The 26,241-nt window shown below is 66.9% G+C and carries 23 protein-coding genes and 1 pseudogene; 17 read left to right on the top strand and 7 right to left on the bottom strand.

What is annotated here, in order from left to right; translation table 11 throughout:
• Positions 1-18: 18 nt before the first annotated feature.
• Positions 19-882: a pirin family protein gene (locus ACVWZ5_RS19370; protein ID WP_062573357.1), complete on the bottom strand. Its 864-nt coding sequence runs from the start codon at positions 880-882 to the stop codon at positions 19-21.
• Positions 883-992: 110 nt separating this feature from the next.
• On the opposite strand from ACVWZ5_RS19370, the gene ACVWZ5_RS19375 reads away from it, so the two are divergent.
• The 3 genes and pseudogenes from ACVWZ5_RS19375 (at position 993) to ACVWZ5_RS19385 (ending at position 3,740) form a co-directional block, all read left to right on the top strand.
• On the top strand, positions 993-2,000 hold the full coding sequence (locus ACVWZ5_RS19375; RefSeq protein ID WP_062573358.1) for an amidohydrolase family protein: 1,008 nt from the start codon (positions 993-995) through the stop codon (positions 1,998-2,000).
• A 114-nt stretch (positions 2,001-2,114) separates the two neighbouring features.
• A pseudogene (locus tag ACVWZ5_RS19380) lies at positions 2,115-2,885 on the top strand (MCP four helix bundle domain-containing protein); the annotation flags it as partial.
• A gap of 114 nt (positions 2,886-2,999) precedes the next feature.
• Complete coding sequence (locus ACVWZ5_RS19385) at positions 3,000-3,740, top strand: methyl-accepting chemotaxis protein (protein ID WP_420902872.1); 741 nt, start codon at positions 3,000-3,002, stop codon at positions 3,738-3,740.
• A 71-nt stretch (positions 3,741-3,811) separates the two neighbouring features.
• Here the strand turns inward: ACVWZ5_RS19385 and fabB are convergent, their stop codons facing one another.
• The 5 genes from fabB to ACVWZ5_RS19410 form a co-directional block, all read right to left on the bottom strand.
• Positions 3,812-5,032 (bottom strand): beta-ketoacyl-ACP synthase I, encoded by a 1,221-nt coding sequence (gene fabB, locus ACVWZ5_RS19390; RefSeq protein ID WP_062573360.1) that lies wholly within the window; start codon positions 5,030-5,032, stop codon positions 3,812-3,814.
• Between the two features lie 11 nt (positions 5,033-5,043).
• A complete protein-coding gene (gene fabA, locus ACVWZ5_RS19395; protein WP_028690473.1) occupies positions 5,044-5,559 on the bottom strand; it encodes a 3-hydroxyacyl-[acyl-carrier-protein] dehydratase FabA in 516 nt (171 codons plus the stop codon).
• A 206-nt stretch (positions 5,560-5,765) separates the two neighbouring features.
• Entirely contained in the window at positions 5,766-7,694 is a 1,929-nt protein-coding gene (locus tag ACVWZ5_RS19400) for a response regulator (RefSeq protein WP_084942522.1), read from the bottom strand.
• Complete coding sequence (locus ACVWZ5_RS19405) at positions 7,691-8,581, bottom strand: ABC transporter substrate-binding protein (RefSeq protein WP_062573362.1); 891 nt, start codon at positions 8,579-8,581, stop codon at positions 7,691-7,693. Before ACVWZ5_RS19405 ends, ACVWZ5_RS19400 begins: the two co-directional genes overlap by 4 nt.
• Positions 8,581-10,728: a TonB-dependent receptor plug domain-containing protein gene (locus ACVWZ5_RS19410; protein ID WP_172402423.1), complete on the bottom strand. Its 2,148-nt coding sequence runs from the start codon at positions 10,726-10,728 to the stop codon at positions 8,581-8,583. Before ACVWZ5_RS19410 ends, ACVWZ5_RS19405 begins: the two co-directional genes overlap by 1 nt.
• A 192-nt stretch (positions 10,729-10,920) precedes the next feature.
• Here ACVWZ5_RS19410 and ACVWZ5_RS19415 point away from each other — a divergent pair, with 192 nt between their 5' ends.
• The 14 genes from ACVWZ5_RS19415 to ACVWZ5_RS19480 all read left to right on the top strand — a co-directional run bounded on the left by ACVWZ5_RS19415 (position 10,921) and on the right by ACVWZ5_RS19480 (position 24,939).
• Positions 10,921-11,946, top strand: coding sequence for an NAD(P)H-dependent glycerol-3-phosphate dehydrogenase (locus tag ACVWZ5_RS19415; RefSeq protein ID WP_028690477.1), 1,026 nt, complete (start codon positions 10,921-10,923; stop codon positions 11,944-11,946).
• Between the two features lie 10 nt (positions 11,947-11,956).
• Positions 11,957-12,304 carry a DUF4389 domain-containing protein gene (locus ACVWZ5_RS19420; protein WP_457340790.1) on the top strand — a complete coding sequence of 116 codons (348 nt, stop codon included), beginning with the start codon at positions 11,957-11,959 and terminating at the stop codon, positions 12,302-12,304.
• Positions 12,301-12,759, top strand: coding sequence for a phosphohistidine phosphatase SixA (gene sixA / locus ACVWZ5_RS19425; RefSeq protein ID WP_062573365.1), 459 nt, complete (start codon positions 12,301-12,303; stop codon positions 12,757-12,759). The genes ACVWZ5_RS19420 and sixA overlap by 4 nt, the downstream gene beginning before the upstream one ends.
• 103 nt (positions 12,760-12,862) lie before the next feature.
• Entirely contained in the window at positions 12,863-13,219 is a 357-nt protein-coding gene (locus tag ACVWZ5_RS19430; protein WP_062573366.1) for a hypothetical protein, read from the top strand.
• 89 nt (positions 13,220-13,308) lie between these two features.
• The gene (locus ACVWZ5_RS19435; RefSeq protein WP_096048322.1) at positions 13,309-14,097 is read left to right on the top strand and encodes an alpha/beta fold hydrolase; all 789 of its coding nucleotides are present in this window, start codon (positions 13,309-13,311) and stop codon (positions 14,095-14,097) included.
• Complete coding sequence (locus ACVWZ5_RS19440; RefSeq protein WP_280071272.1) at positions 14,094-14,948, top strand: alpha/beta hydrolase; 855 nt, start codon at positions 14,094-14,096, stop codon at positions 14,946-14,948. The genes ACVWZ5_RS19435 and ACVWZ5_RS19440 overlap by 4 nt, the downstream gene beginning before the upstream one ends.
• Positions 14,949-15,050: 102 nt before the next feature.
• A complete protein-coding gene (locus ACVWZ5_RS19445; protein WP_280071271.1) occupies positions 15,051-15,845 on the top strand; it encodes a DUF4892 domain-containing protein in 795 nt (264 codons plus the stop codon).
• Between the two features lie 12 nt (positions 15,846-15,857).
• Complete coding sequence (locus ACVWZ5_RS19450) at positions 15,858-16,910, top strand: AI-2E family transporter (RefSeq protein ID WP_028690484.1); 1,053 nt, start codon at positions 15,858-15,860, stop codon at positions 16,908-16,910.
• Positions 16,911-17,086: 176 nt separating this feature from the next.
• Positions 17,087-17,176 carry a K(+)-transporting ATPase subunit F gene (kdpF, locus tag ACVWZ5_RS19455; RefSeq protein WP_011534724.1) on the top strand — a complete coding sequence of 30 codons (90 nt, stop codon included), beginning with the start codon at positions 17,087-17,089 and terminating at the stop codon, positions 17,174-17,176.
• A 9-nt stretch (positions 17,177-17,185) separates the two neighbouring features.
• Positions 17,186-18,880, top strand: a complete 1,695-nt coding sequence (kdpA, locus tag ACVWZ5_RS19460; protein WP_186600709.1) for a potassium-transporting ATPase subunit KdpA — start codon at positions 17,186-17,188, stop codon at positions 18,878-18,880.
• Between the two features lie 10 nt (positions 18,881-18,890).
• Positions 18,891-20,945: a potassium-transporting ATPase subunit KdpB gene (kdpB, locus tag ACVWZ5_RS19465; RefSeq protein WP_062573371.1), complete on the top strand. Its 2,055-nt coding sequence runs from the start codon at positions 18,891-18,893 to the stop codon at positions 20,943-20,945.
• 12 nt (positions 20,946-20,957) lie between these two features.
• Complete coding sequence (gene kdpC, locus ACVWZ5_RS19470; protein ID WP_062573372.1) at positions 20,958-21,521, top strand: potassium-transporting ATPase subunit KdpC; 564 nt, start codon at positions 20,958-20,960, stop codon at positions 21,519-21,521.
• A gap of 71 nt (positions 21,522-21,592) precedes the next feature.
• Entirely contained in the window at positions 21,593-24,247 is a 2,655-nt protein-coding gene (locus ACVWZ5_RS19475; RefSeq protein WP_062573373.1) for a sensor histidine kinase, read from the top strand.
• The gene (locus ACVWZ5_RS19480) at positions 24,244-24,939 is read left to right on the top strand and encodes a response regulator (RefSeq protein ID WP_062363681.1); all 696 of its coding nucleotides are present in this window, start codon (positions 24,244-24,246) and stop codon (positions 24,937-24,939) included. Before ACVWZ5_RS19475 ends, ACVWZ5_RS19480 begins: the two co-directional genes overlap by 4 nt.
• Before the next feature lie 9 nt (positions 24,940-24,948).
• On the opposite strand, the gene lysA is transcribed toward ACVWZ5_RS19480, so the two are convergent.
• Entirely contained in the window at positions 24,949-26,178 is a 1,230-nt protein-coding gene (gene lysA, locus ACVWZ5_RS19485; protein WP_062573374.1) for a diaminopimelate decarboxylase, read from the bottom strand.
• Positions 26,179-26,241 lie beyond the last annotated feature (63 nt).

Consider the following 26,241-nt stretch of genomic DNA (forward strand, 5'->3'; position numbering starts at 1 on the left):
CCGCAAAGCGGCCCCAGTTTAGCGCGGTAGTTCGATCCGCCCGCTTTCCCCCGGCACCACTGGCCAATCCCCAGCCGCCCAGCGCGCCCGCGCCGACTCGATCAAGGCCGGATCACTGGCCACGAAATTCCAGTTCATCCGCCGCGGTCCATCCAGCGGCGCGCCGCCGATCAGCACCAGCTGGCACTCCTCCTCGGCATACAAGCTCACCGCTTCGCCCTCAGGCAGCACGACCAGGCTGCATGGCTCGACGTCCTCTTCATCCAGCAGCAATTCACCTTCGAGCAGATACAGCGCGCGCTGTGCGTGTTCCGTCGGCACGATCAGGGTGGTGGCCGGCTGCATGCGCACATGGGCATAAAGTGTCGGGGAGAGCACTGGCACGGGGGACTCCAGGCAGAAGCCCTTGCCGGCAATCATGCGGATCTGCACGCCCAGGCTGTCGCTGAGCGGCAGGCTGGGCGCCGGGTGGTGGCTGTAGCTTGCCGGCCCTTGTTCGGCGCTTTGCGGGGAAGCCAGCCATACCTGCAGCCCATGCAGGCGCGAGCCTTTGCGAAATGCTTCTGCCGGCGTTCGCTCGACGTGCGCCACGCCGGCGCCGGCGGTCATCCAACTGACATCGCCCGGCTGTACGCGCTGGTCCGAGCCCAGGCTGTCCTTGTGCTGGATTTCACCCTCGAACAGGTAGGTGAGGGTGGACAGGCCGATATGCGGATGCTGGCGAATGTCCATGCCATGGCCCGGCGCGTAGTCGGTTTCCAGCATATGGTCGAAGAACACGAAGGGGCCGACGCTGCGGCACTGCGCCGATGGCAGCGGGCGCAGGATCGGCTGGCCCTCGACCGATTCGGCACGTGGGCGGATGACCAGGGGACTGCTCATGGCGACACTCCTTGAGGGATGCCTGCAAGCATAGCGTTTCGCCGTCCGTGGCTGAACCGTCGCGGGCGCTGCCCGGTCTACTCTGGCGGGGATGGTAAAAGGAGGCTCCAATGATCGCCCGCACACTGGCTTGCCTGCTGTTGAGCGCAGGCCTGTTTGATTCCGCGCAGGCCCGCGACTACCGCTACAGCGACGCGCACCTGCACTACGTGGACTTCTTCCAGGAAACCGAGGGCATGCCGGCGCTGCTCAAGGCCATGGACGCCGCTGGGGTCGAGCAGTCGATGATCTCCGGCATCCCGGTGGCCAAGAAGTGGCACGAGGACGAGCCCAAGCGCCCGCGCTATTACGCCGGCGACGACGCCGACGCCTACTGGTACAGCGCCACCGACCTGTATGTCGCTGCCGCGTTGCAGAAGCTGCCAGCAGAGCAACGCCGTCGCTTCCACCCGTTCCTCACCGGCTTCAATCCGGTGGACAAGAACGCCGTCAATCATATCGAGCGCATGCTCGACCTCTATCCGGGGTTGTGGCAGGGCATTGGCGAAGTGTTCACCCGCCACGACGACCTAACCGCCCTGACCAGCGGCGACACGCCGCGGGCCAACAACGAAGCCATGACCCGCATCTATCACCTGGCTGCCGAGCGCGACCTGCCGGTGCTACTGCATTCGAACATCACCTCCAAGCGCGAGCGCAACCCGCTTTACCTGGCCGAGATCGAAGAGCCACTGCGCAACCATCCGCATACCCGCTTCATCTGGGCCCACGCCGGCAGCAGTCTGGAGATCCATCGACATCAGGAACAGATGGATTTTCTCCTGCCGGTGCTGACGCGGCTGTTGGAGGACTACCCGAACCTGTATGTCGACCTGTCCTGGAGCGTGCTCAAGCCCTACCTGCTCGATCCGCAGGGTGTGCCGCGCCAGGACTGGGTGGCGCTGGTCGAGCGCTTCCCGCAGCGTTTCGTGCTCGGCTCCGACCTGGTGGGGCGGTTCGACAGCCTGGGTGAGCAGATGCACGGTTTCGACCCCTTCCTCGATGCCTTGCCGGCAGCGGTGGCGGAGCAGGTGAGTCGGACAAATTTTGTCAATCTGCTGCCAAAAGCGGCGAAGTAGCGCATTTTAGTAGTAGATAGCTTTTTGATATCGCCTTTTCGTCTTACGCAATTTCCAGGCGGCCCGATACCTTCATTAAGCGACGGAACAACGCTTTTGGGAGGGATCCTGGAAATGAGCCTGAGACGCTTGAATATCGCCCCGCGCGCGGGCCTGGGCTTCGGCATCATGGCACTGCTGGTGGTGGCGCTGGGCGGCTTCGCGCTGCAGCAGATGACCAGCATGCGCCAGCAGTCCGAGCAGGTCGACAACAACTGGCTGCCGAGCGTGATCTCGGTGGGTCGCATGACCCAGGACATGCTGCGCATCCGCGCCTTGACCCTGCGCCTGCTGGTCAACACCGACCCGGCGGCCCAGCAGCAGAACCGTGCCCGCATCGAAGAGATCAAGGGCGGCCTGAGCAAGGCCCAGAACCATTACGATGGGTTGATCGTGCTGCCTGAGGAGCGGACCTTGTTCGACCGCTATCAGGTCCTGGAGCGCCAGTACATGACCTTGCAGGGGCAGGTGGTGCAGTTGGCCAGCGATGGGCATGTCCAGGCGGCGGCGGCGCTGGTCAACGGCGAGATGAACCAGCTGGCCGACCAGATGACCTCCACGCTCAACGAGCTGATCGAGCTGAACAACCACCAGGCCAACTCCGCCACAGACCTGGCCGAGGCCGTGTACAACGGCGCCAAGGTCTGGGTCGGCGTGCTGCTGGTGATCGCCCTGAGCCTCACCGTGGTGCTCGCCCTGGCCCTGACCCGCAGCATCGTGCGACCGCTCGGGCAGTCGCTGAAGGTGGCCGAGACGGTCGCCACGGGCGACCTCACGCCGCAGATCACCGTGCAGGGCGACGATGAGCCGGCGCGCCTGCTGGCGGCGCTCAAGAGCATGCAGCAGAGTCTGCGCGAGACCATCGGGCGGATTTCCGATTCGGCCAGTCAGCTGGCCTCGGCGTCCGAAGAGCTGAGCGCGGTCACCGAGGACGCCACCCGCGGCCTGCAGCAGCAGAGCATGGAAATCGAGCAGGCCGCGACCGCAGTCAACCAGATGACGGCGGCGGTGGAGGAGGTGGCGAGCAATGCGGTCGCCACCTCGCAGGCTTCCCGCGAATCCGACCAGATCGCCCGCCGTGGGCGCGAGCAGGTGCAGGCCACGGTCACCGCCATCGAGGCGCTGGCCAATGGCGTGGCGGGCAACGCCGAAGAGGTGGGGCAGCTGGCCCAGCAGGTGCACGACATCAGCAAGGTGCTGGATGTGATCGGCTCGATCGCCGAGCAGACCAACCTGCTGGCGCTCAATGCCGCCATCGAGGCGGCGCGGGCCGGCGAGGCCGGGCGCGGGTTCGCCGTGGTCGCCGACGAGGTGCGGGCGCTGGCCCACCGCACGCAGACCTCGACCCAGGAGATCGAGCAGATGATCGTGGCTATTCGCAGCGGCGCCGAGCGGGCCGTGCAGGGCATGCAGCACAGCGACGCCCAGGCCCGTTCGACCTTGGACGGCGCCCATGCCGCCGGCCAGGCGCTGGAAGCGATTGCAGCGGCCATCGGCCAGATCAACGAGCGCAACCTGGTGATCGCCAGTGCCTCGGAGCAGCAGGCCCAGGTGGCGCGGGAGGTGGACCGCAACCTGACCACCATCCGCGACCTGGCGCACCAGTCCTCGGCCGGGGCCGAAGAAACGTCCGCCGCGAGCCAGGCGCTGTCGCGGCTGGCGGTGGACCTGAACTCCCTGGTACAGCGGTTTTCGGTATAAGGGCCATCGCGGGGCACAAACAAAAACGCCCGGACCAAGGTCCGGGCGTTCTCGTTCAGCGGATCAGCCGATCACTTGCCTTCCCAGCGCTTGAGCACCAGGGTGGCGTTGGTGCCACCGAAGCCGAAGCTGTTGCTCATGACCGTGTCGATCTTGGCGTTCTCTTCGGTCTTGCGCAGTATCGGCAAGTCGGCGACTTCCGGGTCCAGCTCGTCGATGTTGGCGGAGCCGGCGATGAAGTTGTTCTCCATCATCAGCAGGCAGTAGATCGCTTCGTGCACGCCCGCGGCGCCCAACGAGTGGCCCGACAGGCTCTTGGTCGAGCTGATCTTCGGTGCCTTGTCGCCGAACACTTCGCGCACGCCCTTCATCTCGGCGACGTCGCCGACCGGGGTGGAGGTGCCGTGGGTGTTCAGGTAGTCGATCGGGGTGTCGACGGTGGACAGCGCCTGCTGCATGCAGCGGATCGCGCCTTCGCCGCTCGGGGCGACCATGTCGTAGCCGTCGGAAGTCGCGCCGTAGCCGACGATCTCGGCATAGATCTTGGCGCCACGGGCCAGGGCATGTTCCAGCTCCTCGACCACCACCATGCCACCGCCGCCGGCGATGACGAAGCCGTCACGGTCGGCGTCGTAGGCGCGCGAGGCCAGTTCCGGGGTTTCGTTGCGCTTGGTCGACAGGGCGCCCATGGCGTCGAACAGGAACGACTGGCTCCAGTGCTCTTCTTCGCCGCCACCGGCGAAGACGATGTCCTGCTTGCCCCACTGGATCTGCTCCAGGGCGGTGCCGATGCAGTGCGCGGAAGTGGCGCAGGCCGACGAGATCGAGTAGTTGATGCCCTTGATCTTGAACGGGGTGGCCAGGCACGCCGACACGGTGCTGCCCATGGTGCGGGTGACACGGTAGGGGCCGACGCGCTTGACGCCTTTTTCGCGCAGGGTGTCCAGCGCTTCCATCTGGTTCAGGGTGGAAGCACCGCCGGAGCCGGCAACCAGGCCGGTGCGCGGGTTGGAAACCTGCTCTTCGGTCAGGCCGGCGTCCTTGATCGCGTCCTGCATGGCGAGGTAGGCATAGGCGGCGGCGTGGCCGACGAAGCGATAGACCTTGCGGTCGATCAGCTCTTCGAGGTTGAGGTCGATGGAACCGGAAACCTGGCTACGCAGCCCCATTTCCTTGTATTCCGGGTTGTAACGGATACCCGGACGGCTGTTGCGCAGGTTTTCGGTGACGGTAGCTTTGTCATTGCCCAGGCACGATACGATGCCCAGACCAGTGATCACGACGCGGCGCATGCGAATAACCCTTAGAAATTGTCAGTGGAGGTGAACACGCCGACCCGCAGGCCTTCGGCGGTGTAGATCTCGCGACCGTCGACGCTGACCGAGCCATCGGCGATGGCCATGTTCAGCTTGCCCTTCAGGACGCGCTTGATATGAATGTTGTAGGTGACTTTCTTGGCTTCCGGCAGGACCTGGCCAAAGAATTTCACTTCGCCCGAACCCAGGGCGCGGCCACGGCCCGGCAGGCCCTGCCAGCCGAGGAAGAAACCGACCAGTTGCCACATGGCGTCCAGGCCCAGGCAGCCCGGCATCACCGGATCGCCTTCGAAGTGGCAGGCGAAGAACCACAGGTCCGGATTGATATCCAGCTCGGCGACCAATTCACCTTTGCCGAACTTGCCGCCTTCCTCGCTGATATGGGTGATGCGATCGACCATCAGCATGTTCGGGGCGGGCAGTTGCGCATTACCGGGGCCGAACAGCTCACCGCGACTGCAGCGCAGCAGGTCTTCCCGAGTAAAGGCGTGTTGTTTGGTCATGCGAGCTCCTCAATAACCCCCTGCGGCAGGGGATGAATCTTCCCGGCCGGCCCGAAGCGCTTGGCATTCGAGGCGGCAGCCTACAGGTAGACTATTGCGTTGTGGTGAAAGTCACAGCGCACCTGGCAAAAGAAGTACAGGTGTGCACTGAAATGTTATTTTCCGGCCCTGCGGCGGTCCTGTCCAGTCCTTAAGACTGCCGCACTTTAGCATTTATCGCCAGTCGCGGCTGTCCGACCCGGCAACCAGCGTTGCAGGATGCGTTGCAGATCGGTGCGTTTGAACGGCTTGCTCAGGTAATCGTTCATTCCGGCGGCCAGGCAGCGTTCGCGGTCGCCCTGCAACGCGCTGGCGGTCAGGGCGATGATCGGCAGGCCCGCGCTGCCCGGCAGCTGGCGGATGCGCCGGGTGGCCTCGTAGCCGTCGACATTCGGCAGGCGGCAATCCATCAGCACGGCGGCAAAGCGTTGTTGGCCGACCAGGTCGACGGCCTGGGCGCCGTCCATCGCCAGGCTCACCTCGAAACCGAGGCTGCGCAGCATCGCCTCGATGACGCTCTGGTTGACCGGGTTGTCCTCCACCAACAGCACTCGCCCGCCGCCTTCGCCCGTCGCGCTGTCCTGGGGCGCGGCGCCGGACAGGGTGGCGGGGGTGCTGGCCAGGGCCAGTGGCATTTCCAGGGTGAAGGTCGAGCCCAGCCCCTCGCGGCTCTCGCCGCGCAGCTGGCCGCCCATGCGCTCGGCCAGGGTGCGGGCGATCGACAGGCCCAGTCCGGTGCCGCCATAGCGCCGGGAGATGGTGTTGTCGGCTTGCTGGAAGGCCACGAACATCATCTCCAGGCGGTCGCTGTCGATGCCGATGCCGGTGTCGCGCACGGTGCAGGTCAGCCAGATCAGCTGGCGATCGAGCACCTGCCAGCGGGCCTCGATGGCCACCTCGCCGCGCTCGGTGAACTTCAGTGCGTTGCCCACCAGGTTCAGCAGGATCTGGCGAATGCGCGTCGGATCGCCCACCACCTGCAGCGAGTTCATGCCCGGCGGCAGTTGCAGGCGCAGGTCCAGGTTGCGCTGCTGGGCGCTGTGCTGGAACGACTGCACGCTGCTGGTGATCAGCTCGCCGAGGTTGAAGTCGATATGTTCCAGCTCCAGGGTGGTGCGCTCGATCCGCGAGAAATCGAGGATGTCGTTGATCACCTTGAGCAGGTGGCCGGTGGATTCGCTGGCCACGGCGGTGTAGTCGGCCTGTTCGCCGGTCAGCTCGGTGGTCTCGAGCAACTGCAGCATGCCCAGCACGCCGTTCATGGGGGTGCGCAACTCGTGGCTCATCATCGCCAGGAAGTCCGACTTGGCGCGGTTGGCCTGCTCGGCTTCTTCGCGGGCCTGGATCAGCTGGCCCATGGCCTGTTGCTGTTCGTGGGCGGCCTGGTCAAGGGCGCTGGCCAGGTTGTTGATGTGCCGGGCCAGGTGGCCCAGCTCACTGTCGTCGACCACCGGCAAAGGCGCGTTGAAGTCGCCTTGCTGGATCGCCCGGACCGCGTGGCCCATGTCGCTGATCGGCTTGGACAGGCTGGTGGCCAGGCGCCGCGCCAGCAGGAAGGTGAACAGCAGGGCGAACAGGGCGAGGATCGCAGCCTTGATCACGATCTCCTGCTGGCGCTGGCTGAAGGCGTCGTCGGACATGCCGACGATCACCCGGCCGAGATAGTCGTCGCCGATGTTCGGCGCTGGCGCCTTGCCCTGCAGGAAGTCATTGTCCAGGCGGATCTGCTGCAGGCGGATCGGCGCCTGGAACACCTCGACACGCTGGGCGCGGCTTTGGCTTTCGTTGGGTTGCTCGACGTACACCAGGATATGGTTGCGGCTGTCCTGCACCTCGAGGAAACGCACGTGGGGAATGCTCAGGGTGGCGCGCATCAGGCTCTCGAGGACTTCGTTGTTGCCCGAGATCACCCCGTACTCCGAGGCCGGCGCCAACTGGTTGGCGATCAGTTGCCCGGTGTGGTTGAGTTCCTGGCGCAGGTCCTGGATCCGCACGAAGGTGAAGAAGCTGATCAGCAGCAGGGTCAGCAACAGGGCGGGGCCCAGGCTGATGATCTGGGTGCGGGTATGGATGTCCCAGCTCAGGCGCTTGCTCATGGGGTGGGGGCTCCTTCGGCGAGGGCCAGGGCGGCGGCGACCGGGTCGATCGCCTCCAGGCCAAGGGCGCGAGCTACCTGCTGGTTGCCGCTGACACCGAAGTGCGCGGGGTAGAGGCTGCGCGGCCAGCGGCCTGGAGGCAGGTCGAGCAGTTGCCCGAGCACCGCCAGCCAGTCGTCCTGGTCGCTGTAGGTGCTGGCCAGGGCGCCGGCACGGACGAAGCCGACGTTCGGCCCGATCAGCGCCATCTGCCGGCCATAGCTGCTGAGCAGCACGTTCTTGGCCGACTTGGAGTTGTACAGGTCGGGATCGTCCAGGCCGAGCAGCACGTCGCTGTTGCCCAGCAGGTCCTGCAGGGGGCGGCTGTCGCGCAGGTCGGGCCAGTCCTGGGCGACGATTTCCAGGCCCAATGAACTGGCGGCCTGGCGCAGCTCGTCGAGCAAGAAACGGCTGTGTTCGCCGTACAGCACGCCGATGCGCCGCGCCTGCGGCAACAGGTATCGGGTCAGGCGCAGTTGCCGGGCCAGGGGCGGGTCGCTCCAGAGCAGGGTCAGGTAGGCGGGGCGCGAGGCGCCCAGGCGCTGCTCGGCCTGGACCCGACTGACCCGCAGCGCCAGCGCTGCCGGTCCTGCGGCCTCGCCCAGGCGCCATTCAAGGGCTTGGGTGTCGAGCAGGATCAGCCGGGTGTCTGCCTTGAGCTTGCCCGGGCTCGGCAGTTGCTCGACAGTCTGGAACCGTACCTGGTCGTTGGGGCGACGGTTTTCCAGGGCCGTGACGAAGCTGCGAATGCCGGGCTGGTCCTCGGCGCCCACCAGCAGGATTTCGCTGGCGGAGAGCGATCCCAGGGGCCATAGGCACAGCAGCAACAGGCGCAGCAGACGGACCATCAGAATTCCAGCTCCGCGCTGACGCTCAGGCGGTGGCGGCTGTCGTAGCGGTTCTGCTCCAGGGTGACCGGTTCGTCGTCCAGGCGCTGCTGCCACAGCGCGGCCAGCTCCAGGTTGCTGCCGTGCACCTTGAAACGCTTGGCCAGGCGCAGGTCGACCCGTTCGTAACGGTAACCATTGAGGGCGTCGTCACCGTAGTAGAAGAGGGCGCTGGACCAGCCTTCGCCCCAGTCGCGCAGCCAGCCGGCCGAACCGCTGTTGCGCGCGCTCAGGCGCCGGTCGTTGGGGTTGCTGGCCCAGGCGTCGACATAGGCGTAGGTCAGGCGCAGGCGATCGCGCTGGGTGGCGCGCCAGTCGAACTGCGCCTCGCTGCCGCTGAAGCGCGCCTTGTTGGCGTTGCTGGCGATGTACTGGTTGTTCTTCAACGGCTCGCTGATCATCCCGGTGATCTCGTCGTAGAACAGTTTCACGTCCAGGCTCAGGTCGATGTCGGTGAAATAGCCGTTGTAGCCGAGTTCACGCGAGCGCATGCGTTCCTGGTCGAGGTTGCCCGGGCCGCGGGTCTTGACGAAGTATTCGCCGTTCTGCAGGCCGTAGCGGTTGGGCGTGAGGTTCTTGACCGTGTAGCTCCAGTTGACGTTGTTCTCGAACATGTCCGGCGAGCGGATCGCCTCGGAATACACCGCGCGCAGGCCATGACGCGGGGTGATCAGGTAGTTCACCGCCACCCGTGGCGTGAGCGAGTTGCCCGACAGCTGCGAGTGTTCGTGCATCGCCCCGCCCTGGACGATCCAGTGTTCGTCGATGCGCCATTCGAGCTGGCCGAACAGGCGCCAGGTCTGGTCATCGATGCTGCCGTTGAAGTAGGTCTGCGAGTCGGCCTTGTCGTAGCGGTAGTTCATGCCGGTGACCAGGCGCAGGCTGTCGGTGAGGCTCAGGGTGTCCTGGATTTCCAGGTCGTAGCGGGTCTCGCGGGTGCTCTGGTCGACGTCGCCGCAGATCGTGTTGCGGCCACCGTTGACCCACTGGTTCTGTACCTGGCTCATCAGCGAGCCGAGCTCAGGGTTGGTGGTGCTGGGCAGGTTGCCGGTAAACAGGTTGCGCGCGACCTTCTCGGCGAAGTTCGGGTCGAGCTGCCACAGGCGGGTCAACTCCGGGCTGAAGGCGATTGCCGCGTCGCAGGCACGCCATACCTGCTGGCGGTCGAAGTGCTGGGCCGAGCCTTGCACATACAGGCTGTGTTCGGGGTTCAGGTCGATGTTCCAGCGCACCGAACCTGCGTAGTCCTTGGCGTTGACATCGGCATTGTCGCCGGCCCGGTAGTTGCCGAACACCGGCTGGTAGGTATAGGGCCGCTGGTTGCTGCCCTCCTTGGCCGCCAGCTGCCATTCCAGGGTCTGGTTCGGCGCCAGGGTGTGGCTGGCGTTGAGGTTGACGCGGTTGAGCCGGCGGCTGTCGCGGTAGTCGCGGCCGAACTGGTCGTGGTCGAAGCCATCGTCCTGCTGGCCGGAGAGCGACAGGCGCAGGTCGCCGCTGTCCCAGCCAAAGCCCTGGCTCGCGTAGTAATCGTTGATGCCATCCTGGCCGCGGCTCAGCTTGAGCCGGGTGCCATGGCTGTCGGCCGGGTTGCGGGTGAGGATGTTGACCACCGCCATCAGCGCGTTGGCGCCGTAGCTGACGGTGTTGGGACCGCGGAACACCTCGATGCGCTCGATATCCTCGATCGCCACCGGGATATCGCTCCAGTCCACCGTGGCCAGGCCCGCGCGGTACACCGAGCGGCCATCGATCAGCACCTGCATGCGCCGGGCATCGCTGACATTGCTGCCGTGGTAATTCACCGTCGACTGATTGCCGGCGCCGTAGCCGATCATCATCCCCGGCACCAGGCGCAGCAGTTCGGGAATATCGCGGGCGCCGCTGGCGCGGATCAGCTCGCTGTCCAGCACGGTCATGCTGCCAGGCACCGCCGCCGGGGATTGTTTCAGGCGCGTGGCGGTCAGAACCTGCGGCAGGTCCTGGTTGTCGATGAACAGGTCGTCGGCCAGGGCCGGCCCGCCCAGCAGGGCGGTCAGCAACAGCAGGCGAGGATACGGGGGCGTGCCAGGGAACACGAAACGGCCTTGTTTCAGAAATGAATCAGGCATGTTAACCGACCCTACGGCTTTTGCCAGTGATCGGCGGATGGCCTATTGCCGCATCGCCCCCCTGAACTTTCTCTATTGTGTTCGGGGGGGGGGGGCGCGGGCTGGCCCCACGATGCATACGCACTGGTTCTGTCGCATCGGCACCGTATAATGCCCGGGTCGCCACTTACTTTATTGGTTAACGGATTGGATATGACTGAACAGCAACCTGTTGCGGTTCTTGGAGGCGGCAGCTTCGGCACCGCCGTGGCGAATCTCCTGGCCGAGAATGGCCATCCGGTGCGGCAGTGGATGCGCGACCCGGCGCAGGCCGAGGCGATGCGCGTCGATCGCGAGAACCCGCGCTACCTCAAGGGCATCCGCCTGCATGACGGCGTCGAGCCGGTCAACGACCTGCTTGCCACCCTGCAGGGCAGCGCGTTGATCTTCGTCGCCTTGCCGTCGAGTGCCTTGCGCAGCGTGCTCGCACCCCACGCCGAGCTGCTGCGTGGCAAGGGGCTGGTCAGCCTGACCAAGGGCATCGAGGCGCACACCTTCAAGCTGATGAGCCAGATCCTCGAAGAGATCGCCCCCCAGGCGCGTATCGGCGTGCTGTCGGGCCCCAACCTGGCCCGCGAGATCGCCGAGCATGCGCTGACCGCCACCGTCGTCGCCAGCGAGGACGAGGCGTTGTGCCAGCAGGTACAGGCCGTGCTGCATGGCCGTACCTTCCGCGTCTACGCCAGTGCCGACCGCTTCGGCGTCGAACTGGGCGGCGCGCTGAAGAACGTCTACGCCATCATCGCCGGCATGGCCGTGGCTTTGGGGATGGGCGAGAACACCAAGAGCATGCTGATCACCCGCGCCCTGGCCGAGATGACCCGCTTCGCCGTGAGCCAGGGCGCCAACCCCATGACCTTCCTCGGCCTGGCCGGGGTCGGCGACCTGATCGTCACCTGCTCGTCGCCCAAGAGCCGCAACTACCAGGTCGGCCATGCCCTTGGCCAGGGCCTGAGCCTGGAGCAGGCGGTCAGCCGTCTGGGCGAGGTGGCCGAGGGCGTCAACACGCTCAAGGTGCTCAAGGCCAAGTCCCAGGAAGTGGGTGTGTACATGCCGCTGGTGGCGGGCCTGCACGCGATCCTGTTCGAAGGGCGCACGCTCAACCAGGTGATCGAGCACCTGATGCGCGCTGAGCCCAAGACCGATGTCGATTTCATTTCCACCAGCGGTTTCAATTGAAGGAGCGACCATGAACGATACCCCCGAGCGCGCCGAGCGCGAGTCGATCATCCTGCGGGTGCTGTGGATGCTGGTATTCCTGGTGGCCTGGCAACTGGCCGAGCTGCTGCTCGGCGGCCTTGTGCTGGTGCAGCTGATCTACCGGCTGGTCTATGGCGCGCCCAGCGCCAGCCTGATGCACTTCGGCGACAGCCTCAGCCAGTACCTGGCGCAGATCGGCCGCTTCGGCACCTTCCACTCCGACCAGAAGCCCTGGCCGTTCGCCGACTGGCCGAGTCCGCGTGCGCCGGAGGGCGAGGTGCCGCACGCCGTCGCCCCGGCAGCGCACCCGGTGCGTGACGAGGAGCCCAAGCTGTGAAACTCTGGGTGCTGCGCCACGGCGAGGCGGACCCCCGGGCCAACAGCGATGCCGAGCGACGCCTGACCGCCCACGGTCGCGAGCAGGTACTGCGCAGCGCCGCGTACCTGCTCGGCCAGCCGCTGCAGGCGATCATCGCCAGCCCCTACGTGCGCGCCCAGCAGACCGCCGCCCTGGTGCACGGCGCGCTGGGCTTTGCCGAGCCGGTGCGCACGGTGCCCTGGCTGACGCCGGACAGCGACGTGCAGCAGGTGATCGGCGAAGTCGAGCGCCTGGGGCTCGAGCATGTGCTGCTGGTCAGCCACCAGCCGCTGGTGGGCAGCCTGGTTGGTCTGCTCGAGCATGGCCACGGCCAGCAACCGGCGCCGTTGAGCACCGCGAGCCTGGCCGAACTGGAAGGGGACTGGCCATTGGCGGGGCTGATGACCCTGCGTGGCCTGCGTCATTCCGGCTGAGCCCCGGCAACTGGCATTTCTGTCAGTTGCCAGCCTGTCGTCTGGCCAAGTAGCGTGGCGCCGTGGCTGAATCATGCAGCCGCGCAGGCACAGGGAGAGGCAAATGAGCCGTTATCGACTGGAGCTGGTACGCTCCGTGAACCCGCAATCGCTGCTCGACAAGCTCAGTGATGCGCGCGCCCTGGACTTTGCGGAATACCGCCTGTTGCAGGACTGCGCCGACGCCAAGCTCGACGAGCTGATGCGCCGCTTCGAAGGCCAGTACGAACTCGAGCAGTTGCGCCAGGCCAGCATTCGCATGGCCCATTTGCTGCAGACCAGTTGCCTGGCCCTGCGCCGGTTGGCCGACAATGAAGCGGACCGCAGCCTGGCCCGCGAAGCGCTGGAGTTGCAATTGAGCTACATGCGCGCCTGCCTGCACCGTTCGCTGGCCAGCCTCGAGCGCAGCCGAATGACCTGATCGCCACTGGCGATGACCTTTCCGAACGTTGCCGGCAGGGACCGGCTTGCCGACAATGGGCCATCCATCCCCGTGCAGAGCAGGCGGCCATGTCGCAGCAGATCTTCTTCGCCCACGCCAATGGCTTTCCCTCGGCCACCTACGGCAAGCTGTTCGCCGCCCTGGGGCCGGACTACGAGGTGTGTCACCTGGCGCAGCATGCCCACGACCCGCGCTTTCCGGTCAACGACAACTGGCAGAACCTGGTGGACGAACTGCTGCATCACCTCGAGCAGCAGGACGCGCCGGTCTGGGGTGTCGGCCATTCGCTGGGCGGTGTGCTGCACCTGCATGCGGCGTTGCGCCGACCGGAGTTCTACCGCGGGGTGGTGATGCTCGACTCGCCGGTGTTGACCCGCGCGGACGAGTGGCTGATCCAGGCCGCCAAGCGCCTGGGCTTCATCGACCGCATCACCCCGGCCGGGCGCACCCAGGGCCGGCGCGAGGCATTTCCCGATCGCGACAGCGCCCGCACCTATTTTGCCGGCAAGTCCCTGTTCCGTCACTTCGACCCGGATTGCCTTGAAGCCTACCTGGAGCATGGCCTGGAGCAGGGCGAGGGAGGCCTGCGCCTGCGCTTCGACCCGGCCACGGAGATCAGCATCTACCGCAGCATTCCCCATGTCAGTCCGGCCCGGCCACGCCAGTTGCAGGTGCCGTTGGCGATGGTGCGCGGCGCCCAGAGCCGGGTGATCCGCAAGCACCATGCCCTGGCCGTGCGCGCCATGGCCAAGGGCGAGTACCACAGCCTGCCGGGTGGGCACATGTTCCCGCTGGAACGGCCCACCGACACCGCCGGCCTGATCAAGGGCCTGGTCGACCGCTGGAGCCAGGCATGAGCGCCCAGGTCGAGGAGATCCGCCTGACGCTTGGCCATATCGAGCTGGCCGCGCACCTGTTTGGCCCGGCCGACGGCCTGCCGGTGATCGCCCTGCATGGCTGGCTGGACAACGCCAACAGCTTCGCCCGCCTGGCGCCGCAACTGAAGGGGCTGCGCATCGTCGCCCTGGACCTGGCCGGACATGGCTACTCCGAACATCGTCCGATCGGCGCCGGTTATGCGCTGGCCGACTACGCCCATGACGTGCTGCGGGTTGCCGAGCAGCTGGGCTGGGCGCGCTTCGGCCTGCTCGGCCATTCGCTGGGGGCGATCATCTCGGTGCAACTGGCCGGGGCCTTGCCCGAGCGGGTCAGCCACCTGGCGCTGATCGACGGGGTGATTCCGCCGACGCTCAGCGAACAGGACGCCGCCGAGCGCCTGGGGCTGGCGTTGCAGGCGCAGCTGCGCCTGGAAGGCAAGCGCAAGTCGGTGTACGCATCCCTGGAGGAGGGCGTCGAGGCGCGTATGAAAGGCATGGTCGCGGTCAGCCGTGAAGCCGCCGAACTGCTGGCCCAGCGTGGGTTGATGCCGGTGCCCGGCGGCTACAGCTGGCGCAGCGACAGCCGCCTGACCTTGCCCTCGCCAACCCGCCTGAACCAGGACCAGGCCATGGCCTTCGTCAAACGCGTCGCCTGCCCGGCCTGCCTGGTGGTGGCCGCCGATGGCATGCTGGCGCGCCACACGCAGCTGCTGGAGCAGCTACCCTTCGAGCGGGTGACCCTGCCGGGTGGTCACCACCTGCACCTGAACGACGTTGAGGGCGCGACCCTTGTCGCAGACTGTTTCAATCGCTTCTTTGGCATTCCTTGACTTGCACCGGACAACTGTCGAGGCTTGGCGGGTTGAAAGGGAGACAACCATGTACATGCCAGACATCCACGCGCCTTGCCCCGCCACCTGCGAGGGTGGTCGATGAGCGCACCTGTTTTCGTTCGCGGCGCCATCGCCGCCTGCCTCGCCATCGCCAGCCCCTTGTTGTGGGCCGGCAGCCTACCGGTCCCGCCTCACGCCAAGGTGGTCGACCAGCGCCCGGCGGTGGAACAGGAGCGGGTCTACCCCCTGGGGCCACTGCGCAAGATCAGCGGTCGCCTGCGGGTCGACGACAAGGTCGAGAGCCGTGGCCAGGTCAGTTCCGTGACCTACGAATTGCCGGTCGAGCGCAGCGCCCGCGAAGCTTTCACCAGCGCCCGCGAGGCCCTGCAGCAGGAGGGCGGCTATCCGTTGTTCTGGTGCCAGGGCCGCGATTGCGGCGAAGCCAGCCTGTGGGCCAACGACGTGTTCGCCAATGCCCGGCTCAATGGCGGTGACGAGCAGCAGGCGTTCATCCTGCTGCGCCGCTCGGCCGAGCAAGCCGACACCCTGGTGGCGCTGTACAGCGTGACCCGCGGCAACCGCCGCGCCTACCTGCATGTCGAGGAGTTCGTCGCCGGCAGCCCGCTGGGCGATCTGTTGCCCACTGCCGCCACGGTGCTGCGCGAACTGCGCGATACCGGCAAGCTCGACTACCCTGATCTGGCCGAGCCCCATGCCATCTGGACAACGTTGCTGGCGCGCAGCCTGAACCTCGACAGCACCCTGCGCATCAGCCTCAGCGGCAAGGGCGCCGAAGCCTGGCGCGAGCAGCTGGTCAAGGCCGGCGTGCGCAGCGCCCGGCTCGAGGTCGGCGATGCCTCGACCGAGGGCCTGCACCTGGAACTGATCCGTTGAGTGAGCGCCACCATGGCCAACAATGACCGCCTGTTGATCCAGATCCTGCTGCTGACCCTCCTGGGCGCCGCGTTGTGGGTGATGGCACCGTTCATCTCGGCGCTGCTGTGGGGCGCGATCCTGGCGTTTGCCAGCTGGCCGCTGATGCGCCTGCTGACCCGCGTGCTCGGCGGGCGCGAAACCCTCGCCGCGAGCCTGCTGACCACGGTGTGGATCCTGCTGGTGGCGCTGCCGCTGGTGTGGCTGGGTTTCAACCTGGCCGACCATGTGCGCGATGCCACCGCGTTCATTCGCGACGTGCAGGTCGATGGCCTGCCGGATGCGCCCGCCTGGGTGGCGGGCATTCCGTTCGTGGGCGAACGCCTGGTGAGCTGGTGGGAGTCGTTCGACCAGCAGGGCGCCGCCTTGCTGGCCTCGGCCAAGCCGTACCTTGGCCAGGTTGGCAACTGGTTGCTGGCGCGCAGCGCGCAGATCGGCGGCGGGGTGCTGGAGCTGACCCTGAGCCTGGTGTTCGTGTTCTTCTTCTACCGCGACGGGCCGCGCCTGGCGGCCTTCGTCCACCGCCTGCTGCAACGGCTGGTGGGTGATCGCGCCGAGTACTACGTCGACCTGGTGGCCGGCACCGTGCAGCGGGTGGTCAATGGCGTGATCGGTACCGCCGCGGCCCAGGCCCTGCTGGCGCTGATCGGCTTCCTGATCGCCGGTGTGCCGGGGGCGATCGTGCTTGGCCTGGTGACCTTCATGCTCAGCCTGATTCCCATGGGTCCGCCGCTGGCCTGGATCCCCGCCACTGCTTGGCTGGTGTCCAAAGGCGACTATGGCATGGCGGTGTTCCTCGGCATCTGGGGCACCTTCGTCATCAGTGGCGTGGACAACGTGCTCAAACCGTACCTGATCAGCCGGGGCGGCAACCTGCCGCTGGTGATCGTGCTGCTGGGGGTGTTCGGTGGCCTGATCGCGTTCGGTTTCATCGGCCTGTTCATCGGGCCGACCCTGCTGGCGGTGGGGTACAGCCTGCTGCTGGACTGGAGCCGCAATTCCGCGCAGCACACGCCGCAACGTTGATCTTTCGGGCCTCTTCGCGGGTAAAGCCGCGAAGAGGCCCGTGCAGCGATCCGGTGGACCTGATCTTTACGCTTTCTTTATGCCCTGACCCCACCCCCGATCTCGCCCCTTTACGCCCCTCCCTCGGACAATTTCCCCAAAGCGGCCCTCACGCCGCAACCAGGGGAGATTCACTCATGTACATGCTTGACGGACTGTCACTGCTTCTGGCGGTGGCGTTGGCGGTTTACCTGCTGGTGGCGCTGCTGCGCGCCGACCGCGGCTAAGGGGCGACCATGCACAGTTACGATTACCTGCTGCTGCTGGCGTTCTTCGCCATCGTGCTGCTGCCGGCGCCCTGGCTCGGGCGTTTCTACTACAAGGTGATGGAAGGCCAGCGCACCTGGCTGTCGCCGCTCCTCGGTCCGGTGGAGCGGGGCTGCTATCGCGTGGCCGGCGTGCGTGCAGAACAGGAACAGAGCTGGAAGCAGTACACCCTGGCCCTGCTGGCCTTCAACCTGGTCGGTTTCTTGATGGTGTTCGGCGTCCTGCAACTGCAGGGCGGCCTGCCGCTCAACCCGCAGCACCTGCCGGGCCAGGAATGGTCGCTGGCGTTCAACACCGCGGTCAGCTTCATGACCAACACCAACTGGCAGGCCTACAGCGGTGAAGCCTCGGTCAGCTACCTGAGCCAGATGATCGGCCTGACCGTGCAGAACTTCGTCAGCGCCGCCACCGGCCTTGCCGTGCTGGTCGCCCTGTGCCGGGGTATCGCCCGTCGCTCGGCCAGCACCCTGGGCAACTTCTGGGTCGACCTGACCCGCGCCACCCTCTACGGCCTGCTGCCGCTGTGCCTGGTGCTGGCGCTGCTGCTGGTCTGGCAGGGCGTGCCACAGACCTTTGCCGACTACGTCCACGCCGTGACCCTGCAAGGCACCGACCAGACCATCCCGCTGGGCCCGGCCGCCAGCCAGATCGCCATCAAGCAGTTGGGTACCAACGGCGGCGGCTTCTTCGGCGTCAACTCGGCGCACCCGTTCGAGAACCCGACGGCCTGGAGCAACCTGTTCGAGGTGGCTTCGATCATCCTGATCCCGGTGGCCCTGGTGTTCACCTTCGGCCATTACGTCAAGGACCTGCGCCAGAGCCGCGCGATCATCGCCTGCATGCTGGCGCTGTTCCTGATTGGCGGCAGCACCGCGCTGTGGTCGGAACATCAGCCCAACCCGGCCCTGGAAAACGCCCAGGTTCAGCAGAGCGCGCCACTGGAAGGCAAGGAGAGCCGCTTCGGCACCACCGGCTCCGTGCTGTGGACGGTGACCACCACCTCCGCCTCCAACGGCTCGGTCAACGCCATGCACGACAGCCTCAACCCGATTACCGGCATGGTGGCGATGGTCAACATGATGCTTGGCGAAGTGATCTTCGGCGGCGTTGGCGCCGGCCTCTACGGCATGCTGCTGTTCGTGTTGATCGCGGTGTTCCTGGCCGGGCTGATGATCGGCCGCACCCCGGAGTACCTGGGCAAGAAGCTGCAGGCCCGTGAAGTGCAACTGCTGGTGGCGAGCCTGCTGGTGATGCCGGTGGGCGTGCTGATCCTCGGCGCCATCGCCGCCAGCCTGCCCGGGCCGGCCGGCGCGGTGACCAACCCCGGCGCCCACGGTTTCAGCCAGCTGCTGTACGCCTACACCTCCGGCGCTGCCAACAACGGCTCGGCCTTCGCCGGTTTCGGTGCCAACACGGTGTACCACAACGTGATGATCGGCCTGGCCATGTTGATCGGCCGCTTCGGCTACATCCTGCCGGTGTTGGCCCTGGCCGGCGGCCTGGCGGCGAAGAAGAGCGCGCCGCAAGGCCTCAACAGCTTCCCCACCCACGGCCCGCTGTTCACCACGCTGCTGCTGGTGACCATCTTGTTGGTCGGCGGCCTGACCTTCCTGCCGGCCCTGGCCCTGGGGCCGATTGCCGAACACCTGAGCCTGGGTTTCTGAGGAATACACAATGAACATGCCCATTCCCGAAGTGAAGGCGCATCAAGGCGCCAAGGACCAGACCCGCTTCAGCGCGTTGTGGCGCCCGGCCCTGCTCCAGGCTTTCGTCAAGCTCGACCCGCGCCAGCTCAAGCGTGCCCCGGTGATGCTGGTGGTGGCCCTTACCGCCGTGCTCACCACCGTGCTGTGCTTGGTGCCCGGCAGTGGCGTGAGCACCGGCGTGGCGGTGCAGATCGCCGTCTGGCTGTGGTTCACCGTGCTGTTCGCCAACTTTGCCGAAGCCCTGGCCGAGGGCCGCGGCAAGGCCCGCGCCGACAGCCTCAAGGCCGGCAGCCAGGGCCTGACCGCCAAGCGCCGCAAGAGCGACGGCAGTTTCGAAAGCGTCGCTGCCACCCAGCTGCGCAAGGACGATGTGGTGCGTGTCGTGGCCGGCGAGATGATTCCCGGCGACGGCGAGGTGCTCGAAGGCATCGCCGCGGTCAACGAGTCGGCGATCACCGGCGAATCCGCCCCGGTGATCCGCGAGTCCGGCGGCGACCGCTCGGCGGTCACCGGCAACACCCGCCTGGTCTCCGACTGGCTGCTGATCCGCATCACCAGCAACCCGGGTGAGTCGACCCTGGACCGCATGATCGCCCTGGTCGAAGGCGCCAAGCGCCAGAAAACCCCCAACGAGATCGCCCTGGATATCCTGCTGATCGGCCTGACCCTGATCTTCCTGATCGTGGTGGTCACCTTGCAGCCGTTCGCCCGTTTCGCCGGCGGCGAGCTGCCGCTGATCTTCCTCGCCGCGCTGCTGGTGACCTTGATCCCCACCACCATCGGCGGCCTGCTGTCAGCCATCGGCATCGCCGGCATGGACCGCCTGGTGCGCCTGAACGTGATCGCCCGCTCCGGACGGGCGGTGGAGGCAGCTGGCGACGTGCACACCTTGATGCTCGACAAGACCGGCACCATCACCTTCGGCAACCGTCGTTGCAGCGCCCTGCACGCCGCCTCCGGGGTGACCGCCAAGGAGCTGGGGGAGGGCGCCTTGCTCGCCTCGCTGGCCGACGACACGGCCGAGGGCAAGTCGATCGTCGAGTACCTGCGTCAACTGCACGATTTCGACGAGCCCTCGAGCACGCAGTATGAAGCCATCGCTTTCAGCGCCGAGACCCGGCTGTCGGGCATCGATTTCCAGCAGCGCCGCTACCGCAAGGGCGCCGTCGACGCGGTGCTGGCCTTCTGTGGCCTGCAACGCCTGGAGCTGCCCGCCGCCCTGGCCCGTGAAGTGGAGCGCATCGCCCAGAGTGGCGGCACCCCGCTGCTGGTGTGCGTCGACAAGCACCTGCTCGGCGTGATCCACCTCAAGGACGTGGTCAAGCCCGGTATCCGCGAGCGCTTCGCCGAACTGCGCAAACTCGGTATCCGTACGGTGATGGTCACCGGCGACAACCCGCTGACCGCCGCCGCCATCGCCGCCGAGGCCGGCGTGGACGACGTGCTCGCCGAAGCCACCCCGGAGAAGAAACTGGCGCGCATCCGCCAGGAACAGAACGACGGCCGTCTGGTGGCCATGTGCGGCGACGGCGCCAACGACGCCCCGGCCCTGGCCCAGGCCGACGTGGGCATGGCCATGAACGACGGCACCCAGGCCGCCCGCGAGGCCGCCAACATGGTGGACCTGGACAGCGACCCGACCAAGCTGCTGGACGTGGTGCAGGTGGGCAAGGAACTGCTGGTCACCCGCGGCGCGCTGACCACCTTCTCCATCGCCAACGACGTGGCCAAGTACTTCGCCATCCTGCCGGCGCTGTTCGCCGCCATCTACCCGCAGCTGGGCGTGCTCAACCTGATGCACCTGGCCAGCCCGCAGAGCGCGATCCTCTCGGCCATCGTGTTCAACGCGCTGATCATCATCGTGCTGATCCCCCTGGCCCTGCGCGGGGTGCGGGTGCAGGCCGCCAGCGCCGCCCACCTGCTGCGGCGCAACCTGCTGATCTACGGCGTGGGCGGCATCATCGTGCCGTTCGCCGGGATCAAGCTGATCGACATGCTGCTCACTGCACTGCACCTGGTTTGAGGAGAGACTGACATGACAGCCTATGTACGCCCGGCCCTGAGCCTGATCCTGCTGATGACCGTGGTCACCGGCGCGCTGTATCCCCTGGCGGTGACCGGCATCGCCCAGGTCGCCTTCCCTGACCAGGCCAATGGCAGCCTGGTGCGCGATGACCGGGGCGAGGTGCGCGGTTCGGCGTTGATCGCCCAGGAATTCAAGGGCGACGCCTGGTTCCAGTCGCGGCCTTCGGCGGGGGCCTATGCCACCGTGGCCAGCGGCGCCAGCAACCTGGCACCGAGCAACCCGGCGCTGGCCGAGCGCGTGAAGACTGATGCCGCCGCGCAGTACCAGGTGCAACAGGGGCCGGTGCCGCAGGCGCTGCTGACCACCTCGGGCAGCGGGCTGGACCCGCACCTGCCGCCCGAGGCGATCGCCTACCAGCTGCCGCGCGTGGCGGCGGCGCGGCAGGTGCCGGTGGAACGCTTGCAAGCGCTGGTGAATGAGGCCACCCTGCGACCACTGGTCGGGCCACCTGTTGTCAATGTGCTGGCGCTGAACCAGGCGCTTGAGCGCCTGGCGCCTGTGGCCGTGCACTGACCCTTGTAGGAGCGGCCTTGTGTCGCGAAAGGCCGCTCCTACAGTGACCGTGAACAAGCAAAGGATGAAACATGAGTGACTCCGCCCGCGCCGACGCGCTGTTGGCGGGCCTGCCCCGGGAAGGCCGGGGCAGGCTCAAGGTATTTCTCGGCGCCGCGCCCGGGGTCGGCAAGACCTTTTCCATGCTGCAGGCCGCCCACGCCCAGCAACGCCAGGGCGTGCGCGTGGTGGCCGGGGTGGTCGAGACCCACGGCCGCGCCGAGACCGAGGCCCTGCTCGGGGGCCTGACCCAGCAACCGCTGCTGCGTAGCGAATACCGCGGCGTGATGCTCGAGGAAATGGACCTCGACGGCCTGCTCAAGGCCGCGCCCCCCTTGGTGCTGGTCGACGAACTGGCCCACACCAACGCCCCCGGCAGCCGTCACGCCAAGCGCTGGCAGGACGTGCAGGAACTGCTCGCCGCCGGCATCGACGTATACACCACTGTCAACGTCCAGCACCTGGAAAGCCTCAACGACAAGGTCCGCGACATCACCGGCGTGCAGGTGCGCGAGACCCTGCCCGACTGGGTACTGCAGGAAGCCTTCGAGCTGGTGTTGATCGACTTGCCGCCGCGCGAGCTGCTCGAGCGCCTGCGCGAGGGCAAGGTCTACGTCCCCGAGCAGGCGCGGGCAGCCATCGAGGCCTATTTCTCCCAGACCAACCTCACCGCCCTGCGCGAGCTGGCCATGCAGACCGCCGCCGCCCAGGTCGATGCGGACCTGGCCAGCGGCTACCGCCAGCGTGGCCAGGAAGCACCGGCCCTGCGCGGTCGCCTGCTGGTGGGCATCGACGGCGACGACCAGGCCGAGCGCCTGGTGCGTCATGCCTGTCGCGTGGCCCAGCGTCGCCATCTGCCGTGGAGCGTGGTCCATGTCGACAACGGCCGTCTGCGTGACGAGACCGCCCGCCATCGCTTGCAGGCTGCCCAGCAACTGGCCGAGCGCCTGGGCGGTGAAGTGGTGCTGCTGCGGGCCGGCGAGGTGGCCCGCACGCTGATCCAGCACGCCGACGAGCGCCGCGCCAGCCTGGTGCTGGTGGGCCAGTCCCGCGATCTGCTGCGTCGGCGCTTCTTCGGCGCCGGTGTCGCCGCGCGCCTGTTGCGCGAGAGCCACGGCCTGGAGATCAACGTGCTCGACCGCGACACCCAGCCGCAACCGGTGCGCACGGCGGTCAAACGCGTGTGGGTATGGCGCCACTACCTGCTGGCGCTGTTCGCCACGCTGCTGGCCACCGGCCTGGCCTGGGCGGTGTCGAGCCTGCTGGCGCTGCCCAACATCTCCCTGGTGTTCCTCGCCGCCGTGCTGCTGGTGGCGGTGCGCAGCAGCCTGGGTCCGGCGTTGGCCTGCGCGGCGTTGTCGTTCCTGACCTACGACTTCCTGTTCATCCCGCCGAACTTCTCCTTCGCCATCCAGCGTGAGGAAGACGTGCTGACCCTGGTGTTCTTCCTGCTGATGGCCGCGCTCACCGGCAATCTCGCCGCTCGCCAGCGTCGCCAACTGCAGGCCTTGCGCGAGACCCAGGCGCAGACCAACCAACTGCTCGACCTGTCGCGCCGCCTGACCGTGGCCACCGACCGCCAGGCCGTGTTCAGCGCCGCCGGCCAGCATATGGACGGCTGGCAGGACGTGCAGGTGTGCCTGCTTGAACGTAGCGCCGATGGCTTGCTGCAAGTCGCCGGTGGCGGCAACCATGCCTTCACCGACAACGAACGCGCCGCCGCCGAGTGGGCCTGGCAGCATGGCCAGGCTGCAGGCTTTGGCAGCGACACCTTGCCTCACGGGCGTTGGTGGTGGTGGCCGTTGGCCGTGGAAGAGCAACCCCTGGCGCTGCTCGGCATTCGCCCCCGCGATGGCGAGCCGCTGAGCGCCCAGCGCCGCCGCCTGCTGAAGGCCCTGGCGCAACCCCTGGCCCAGGCCCTGGCCCGCGCACGCCTTGGCGAGCAACTGGAAGCCGCGCGCCTGCACGGTGAAACCGAGCAACTGCGCAGCGCCTTGCTCGCCTCGGTCTCCCACGACCTGCGCACCCCGCTGACGTCCATGCGCGGCAGCATCGACAGCCTGCTGGCCCTGGGCGACGCGATTCCCCCGGACGATCGCCGCGAACTGCTCGAAGGCACCCGCAACGAAGCCGAGCGCCTGGACCGTTATATCCAGAACCTGCTGGACATGACCCGCCTGGGCCACGGCACCCTCAAGCTGGCCCGCGACTGGGTGGCCCCGGCCGACATCGTCGGCAGTGCCCTCAATCGCCTGCGCGTGGTGCTGGCGCCCTTGCGCGTGCACACCGAAGTGCCGTCCGAGCTGCCGCTGCTGTTCGTGCATGCGGCGCTGATCGAGCAGGCGCTGATCAACGTGCTGGAGAACGCCGCCCGTTTTTCCCCGCCGCAGGGCCGCCTGGAGTTGCAGGTCTCGGTGCGCGACGAGCAGCTGTGCTTCGCGGTGGCCGACGAAGGTCCCGGCATTCCCCAGGACGAGCGCGAGAAGATCTTCGACATGTTCTACACCGCCGCCCGTGGCGACCGCGGCGGGCAGGGCACCGGCCTGGGCCTGGCGATCTGCCAGGGCATGATCGGCGCCCATGGTGGCCGCATCCTGGTCGATGATGGCATCGATGGCCACGGCACCTGCATCACTCTATGCTTGCCGCTGCCGACCCAACCCGATACTGAAAGTGAAGCCCCATGAGCCAAGCCGCCACTCTGCTGGTCATCGACGACGAGCCACAGATCCGCAAGTTCCTGCGCATCAGCCTGGCGTCCCAGGGCTACAAGGTGCTCGAAGCCGCCACCGGCGGCGAGGGCCTGGCCCAGGCCGCGCTGAACAAGCCCGACCTGGTGGTGCTCGACCTGGGCCTGCCGGACATGGACGGCCAGCAGGTGCTGCGCGAGCTGCGCGAGTGGAGCGCGGTACCGGTGATGGTGCTGTCGGTGCGCGCCAGCGAGGTGCAGAAGGTCGATGCGCTGGATGGCGGGGCCAACGACTACGTGACCAAACCGTTCGGCATCCAGGAGTTCCTCGCCCGGGTGCGGGCACTGCTGCGCCAGGCGCCGCAGGTAGGCAACGGGCCGTCGGCGGCGAGCTTCGGGGCGCTGGTGGTGGACTTCGCCTTTCGCAAGGTGACCCTGGACGGTGTCGAGGTGGCGTTGACGCGCAAGGAGTACGCGTTGCTGGCGCAGTTGGCCGGGCACCCGGGACGGGTGATCACCCAGCAGCAGCTGTTGAAAGACATCTGGGGGCCGACCCATGTGGACGATACCCACTACCTGCGCATCGTGGTAGGGCACCTGCGGCAGAAACTGGGGGATGACCCCACGGCGCCGCGGTTCATCGTCACCGAGGCGGGGGTGGGGTATCGGTTGGTCACGCCGGCCCAGTAGGGGCGGGCTTTATATACCCAGCTCCAGTGCCAGCAGCTCCTGCACGGTCTGGCGCCGGCGGATCATGCGCAAGTTGCCCTGTTCGATCAGAAATTCAGGCAGCAGGGGGCGACTGTTGTAGTTCGACGACATCGAAGCCCCGTAAGCCCCGGCATCGTGGATCACCAGCAGATCACCCACTTTGGCCTGGGGCAGTTGCTGTGGCGTCAGTTCCTCATCGTTCTGGGTGAATACATCCCCCGACTCGCACAGCGGCCCGGCCACCACGGTCGGTTGCAGCGGACGGCTCACCGGTCGGCCCACCGCATCGAACAGGCTCATGCGGTGGTAGGCGCCGTACATCGCCGGGCGCATCAGGTCGTTGAAGCCGGCATCGACCAGGATGTAGTGCCGGTCACCCATCTGCTTGACGGCGCGTACCTCGGCCACCAGGCAACCCGACTCCGCCACCAGGAAGCGGCCCGGTTCGATCTCCATGCGCACGGGGTGGCCGAGCATGGCTTCGATCTCCGCCCGTGCCACTGCCCAGGTATGGGCGTAGCGTTGCAGGTCCACCGGCTGGTCGTCGGTGCGGTACGGCGTGGACAACCCGCCGCCGATGGAGAAGGCCTCGATGTCCATGCCCAGCTTGCCGACCAGCCCGACCATGGCACCGGCCACCTGTTCCAGGTGTTCGTAGTCCACCCCCGAGCCGATGTGCATGTGCACGCCCACCAGGTGTAATCCGTACTGTTTCACACAGGCCAGCGCCTCGGGCAATTGCTCGTGCCAGATGCCGTGCTTGCTGTTCTCGCCGCCGGTGTTGGTCTTTCGGCTATGGCCGTGGCCGAAGCCGGGGTTGATGCGCAGCCATACCCGGTGCCCGCAGGCGTGCTCGCCCAGCTGGCGGAGCATGTCGATGGAACCGGCGTTCACCTCGATCTTTGTCTCGACCACTCGAGCCAGGGTGGGCTGGTCGAGCACGTCGCAGGTCAGCACCACGCCGGCCGGCTCGCCGTCCACTGTCGCCCCGGCCGCGAACGCCCGCTCCATTTCGCCCAGCGACACGGCATCGAGCACCAGGCCACGTTCGCGCATCAGGCGCAGGACGTGCAGGTTGGGGTTGGCCTTCTGCGCGAAGCGGACCGTGTCGAAGTGCTGCTGCAACTGATCGATGCGCTGGTGGATGGTCTGGGCGTCGTAGGCCCACAGTGGGGAGCCGTGCTGGCGGACGGCCTGGGCCAGGAGGGTGGTGGTCATGGTGGTGTTCCTTGTAATGGATGCACCGATCTTGAGTCAGTTGGTTGATCCAGAAAAATAGCT

Source organism: Pseudomonas sp. TE6283, assembly GCF_054060555.1.

Coding starts and splice junctions, on each gene's coding strand:
- ACVWZ5_RS19370 (WP_062573357.1), bottom strand. CDS start 882: ATGAGCAGTCCCCTGGTCATCCGCCCACGTGCCGAATCGGTCGAGGGC.
- ACVWZ5_RS19375 (WP_062573358.1), top strand. CDS start 993: ATGATCGCCCGCACACTGGCTTGCCTGCTGTTGAGCGCAGGCCTGTTT.
- ACVWZ5_RS19385 (WP_420902872.1), top strand. CDS start 3,000: ATGGAAATCGAGCAGGCCGCGACCGCAGTCAACCAGATGACGGCGGCG.
- fabB (WP_062573360.1), bottom strand. CDS start 5,032: ATGCGCCGCGTCGTGATCACTGGTCTGGGCATCGTATCGTGCCTGGGC.
- fabA (WP_028690473.1), bottom strand. CDS start 5,559: ATGACCAAACAACACGCCTTTACTCGGGAAGACCTGCTGCGCTGCAGT.
- ACVWZ5_RS19400 (WP_084942522.1), bottom strand. CDS start 7,694: ATGAGCAAGCGCCTGAGCTGGGACATCCATACCCGCACCCAGATCATC.
- ACVWZ5_RS19405 (WP_062573362.1), bottom strand. CDS start 8,581: ATGGTCCGTCTGCTGCGCCTGTTGCTGCTGTGCCTATGGCCCCTGGGA.
- ACVWZ5_RS19410 (WP_172402423.1), bottom strand. CDS start 10,728: ATGCCTGATTCATTTCTGAAACAAGGCCGTTTCGTGTTCCCTGGCACG.
- ACVWZ5_RS19415 (WP_028690477.1), top strand. CDS start 10,921: ATGACTGAACAGCAACCTGTTGCGGTTCTTGGAGGCGGCAGCTTCGGC.
- ACVWZ5_RS19420 (WP_457340790.1), top strand. CDS start 11,957: ATGAACGATACCCCCGAGCGCGCCGAGCGCGAGTCGATCATCCTGCGG.
- ACVWZ5_RS19430 (WP_062573366.1), top strand. CDS start 12,863: ATGAGCCGTTATCGACTGGAGCTGGTACGCTCCGTGAACCCGCAATCG.
- ACVWZ5_RS19435 (WP_096048322.1), top strand. CDS start 13,309: ATGTCGCAGCAGATCTTCTTCGCCCACGCCAATGGCTTTCCCTCGGCC.
- ACVWZ5_RS19440 (WP_280071272.1), top strand. CDS start 14,094: ATGAGCGCCCAGGTCGAGGAGATCCGCCTGACGCTTGGCCATATCGAG.
- ACVWZ5_RS19445 (WP_280071271.1), top strand. CDS start 15,051: ATGAGCGCACCTGTTTTCGTTCGCGGCGCCATCGCCGCCTGCCTCGCC.
- ACVWZ5_RS19450 (WP_028690484.1), top strand. CDS start 15,858: ATGGCCAACAATGACCGCCTGTTGATCCAGATCCTGCTGCTGACCCTC.
- kdpF (WP_011534724.1), top strand. CDS start 17,087: ATGTACATGCTTGACGGACTGTCACTGCTTCTGGCGGTGGCGTTGGCG.
- kdpA (WP_186600709.1), top strand. CDS start 17,186: ATGCACAGTTACGATTACCTGCTGCTGCTGGCGTTCTTCGCCATCGTG.
- kdpB (WP_062573371.1), top strand. CDS start 18,891: ATGAACATGCCCATTCCCGAAGTGAAGGCGCATCAAGGCGCCAAGGAC.
- kdpC (WP_062573372.1), top strand. CDS start 20,958: ATGACAGCCTATGTACGCCCGGCCCTGAGCCTGATCCTGCTGATGACC.
- ACVWZ5_RS19475 (WP_062573373.1), top strand. CDS start 21,593: ATGAGTGACTCCGCCCGCGCCGACGCGCTGTTGGCGGGCCTGCCCCGG.
- ACVWZ5_RS19480 (WP_062363681.1), top strand. CDS start 24,244: ATGAGCCAAGCCGCCACTCTGCTGGTCATCGACGACGAGCCACAGATC.
- lysA (WP_062573374.1), bottom strand. CDS start 26,178: ATGACCACCACCCTCCTGGCCCAGGCCGTCCGCCAGCACGGCTCCCCA.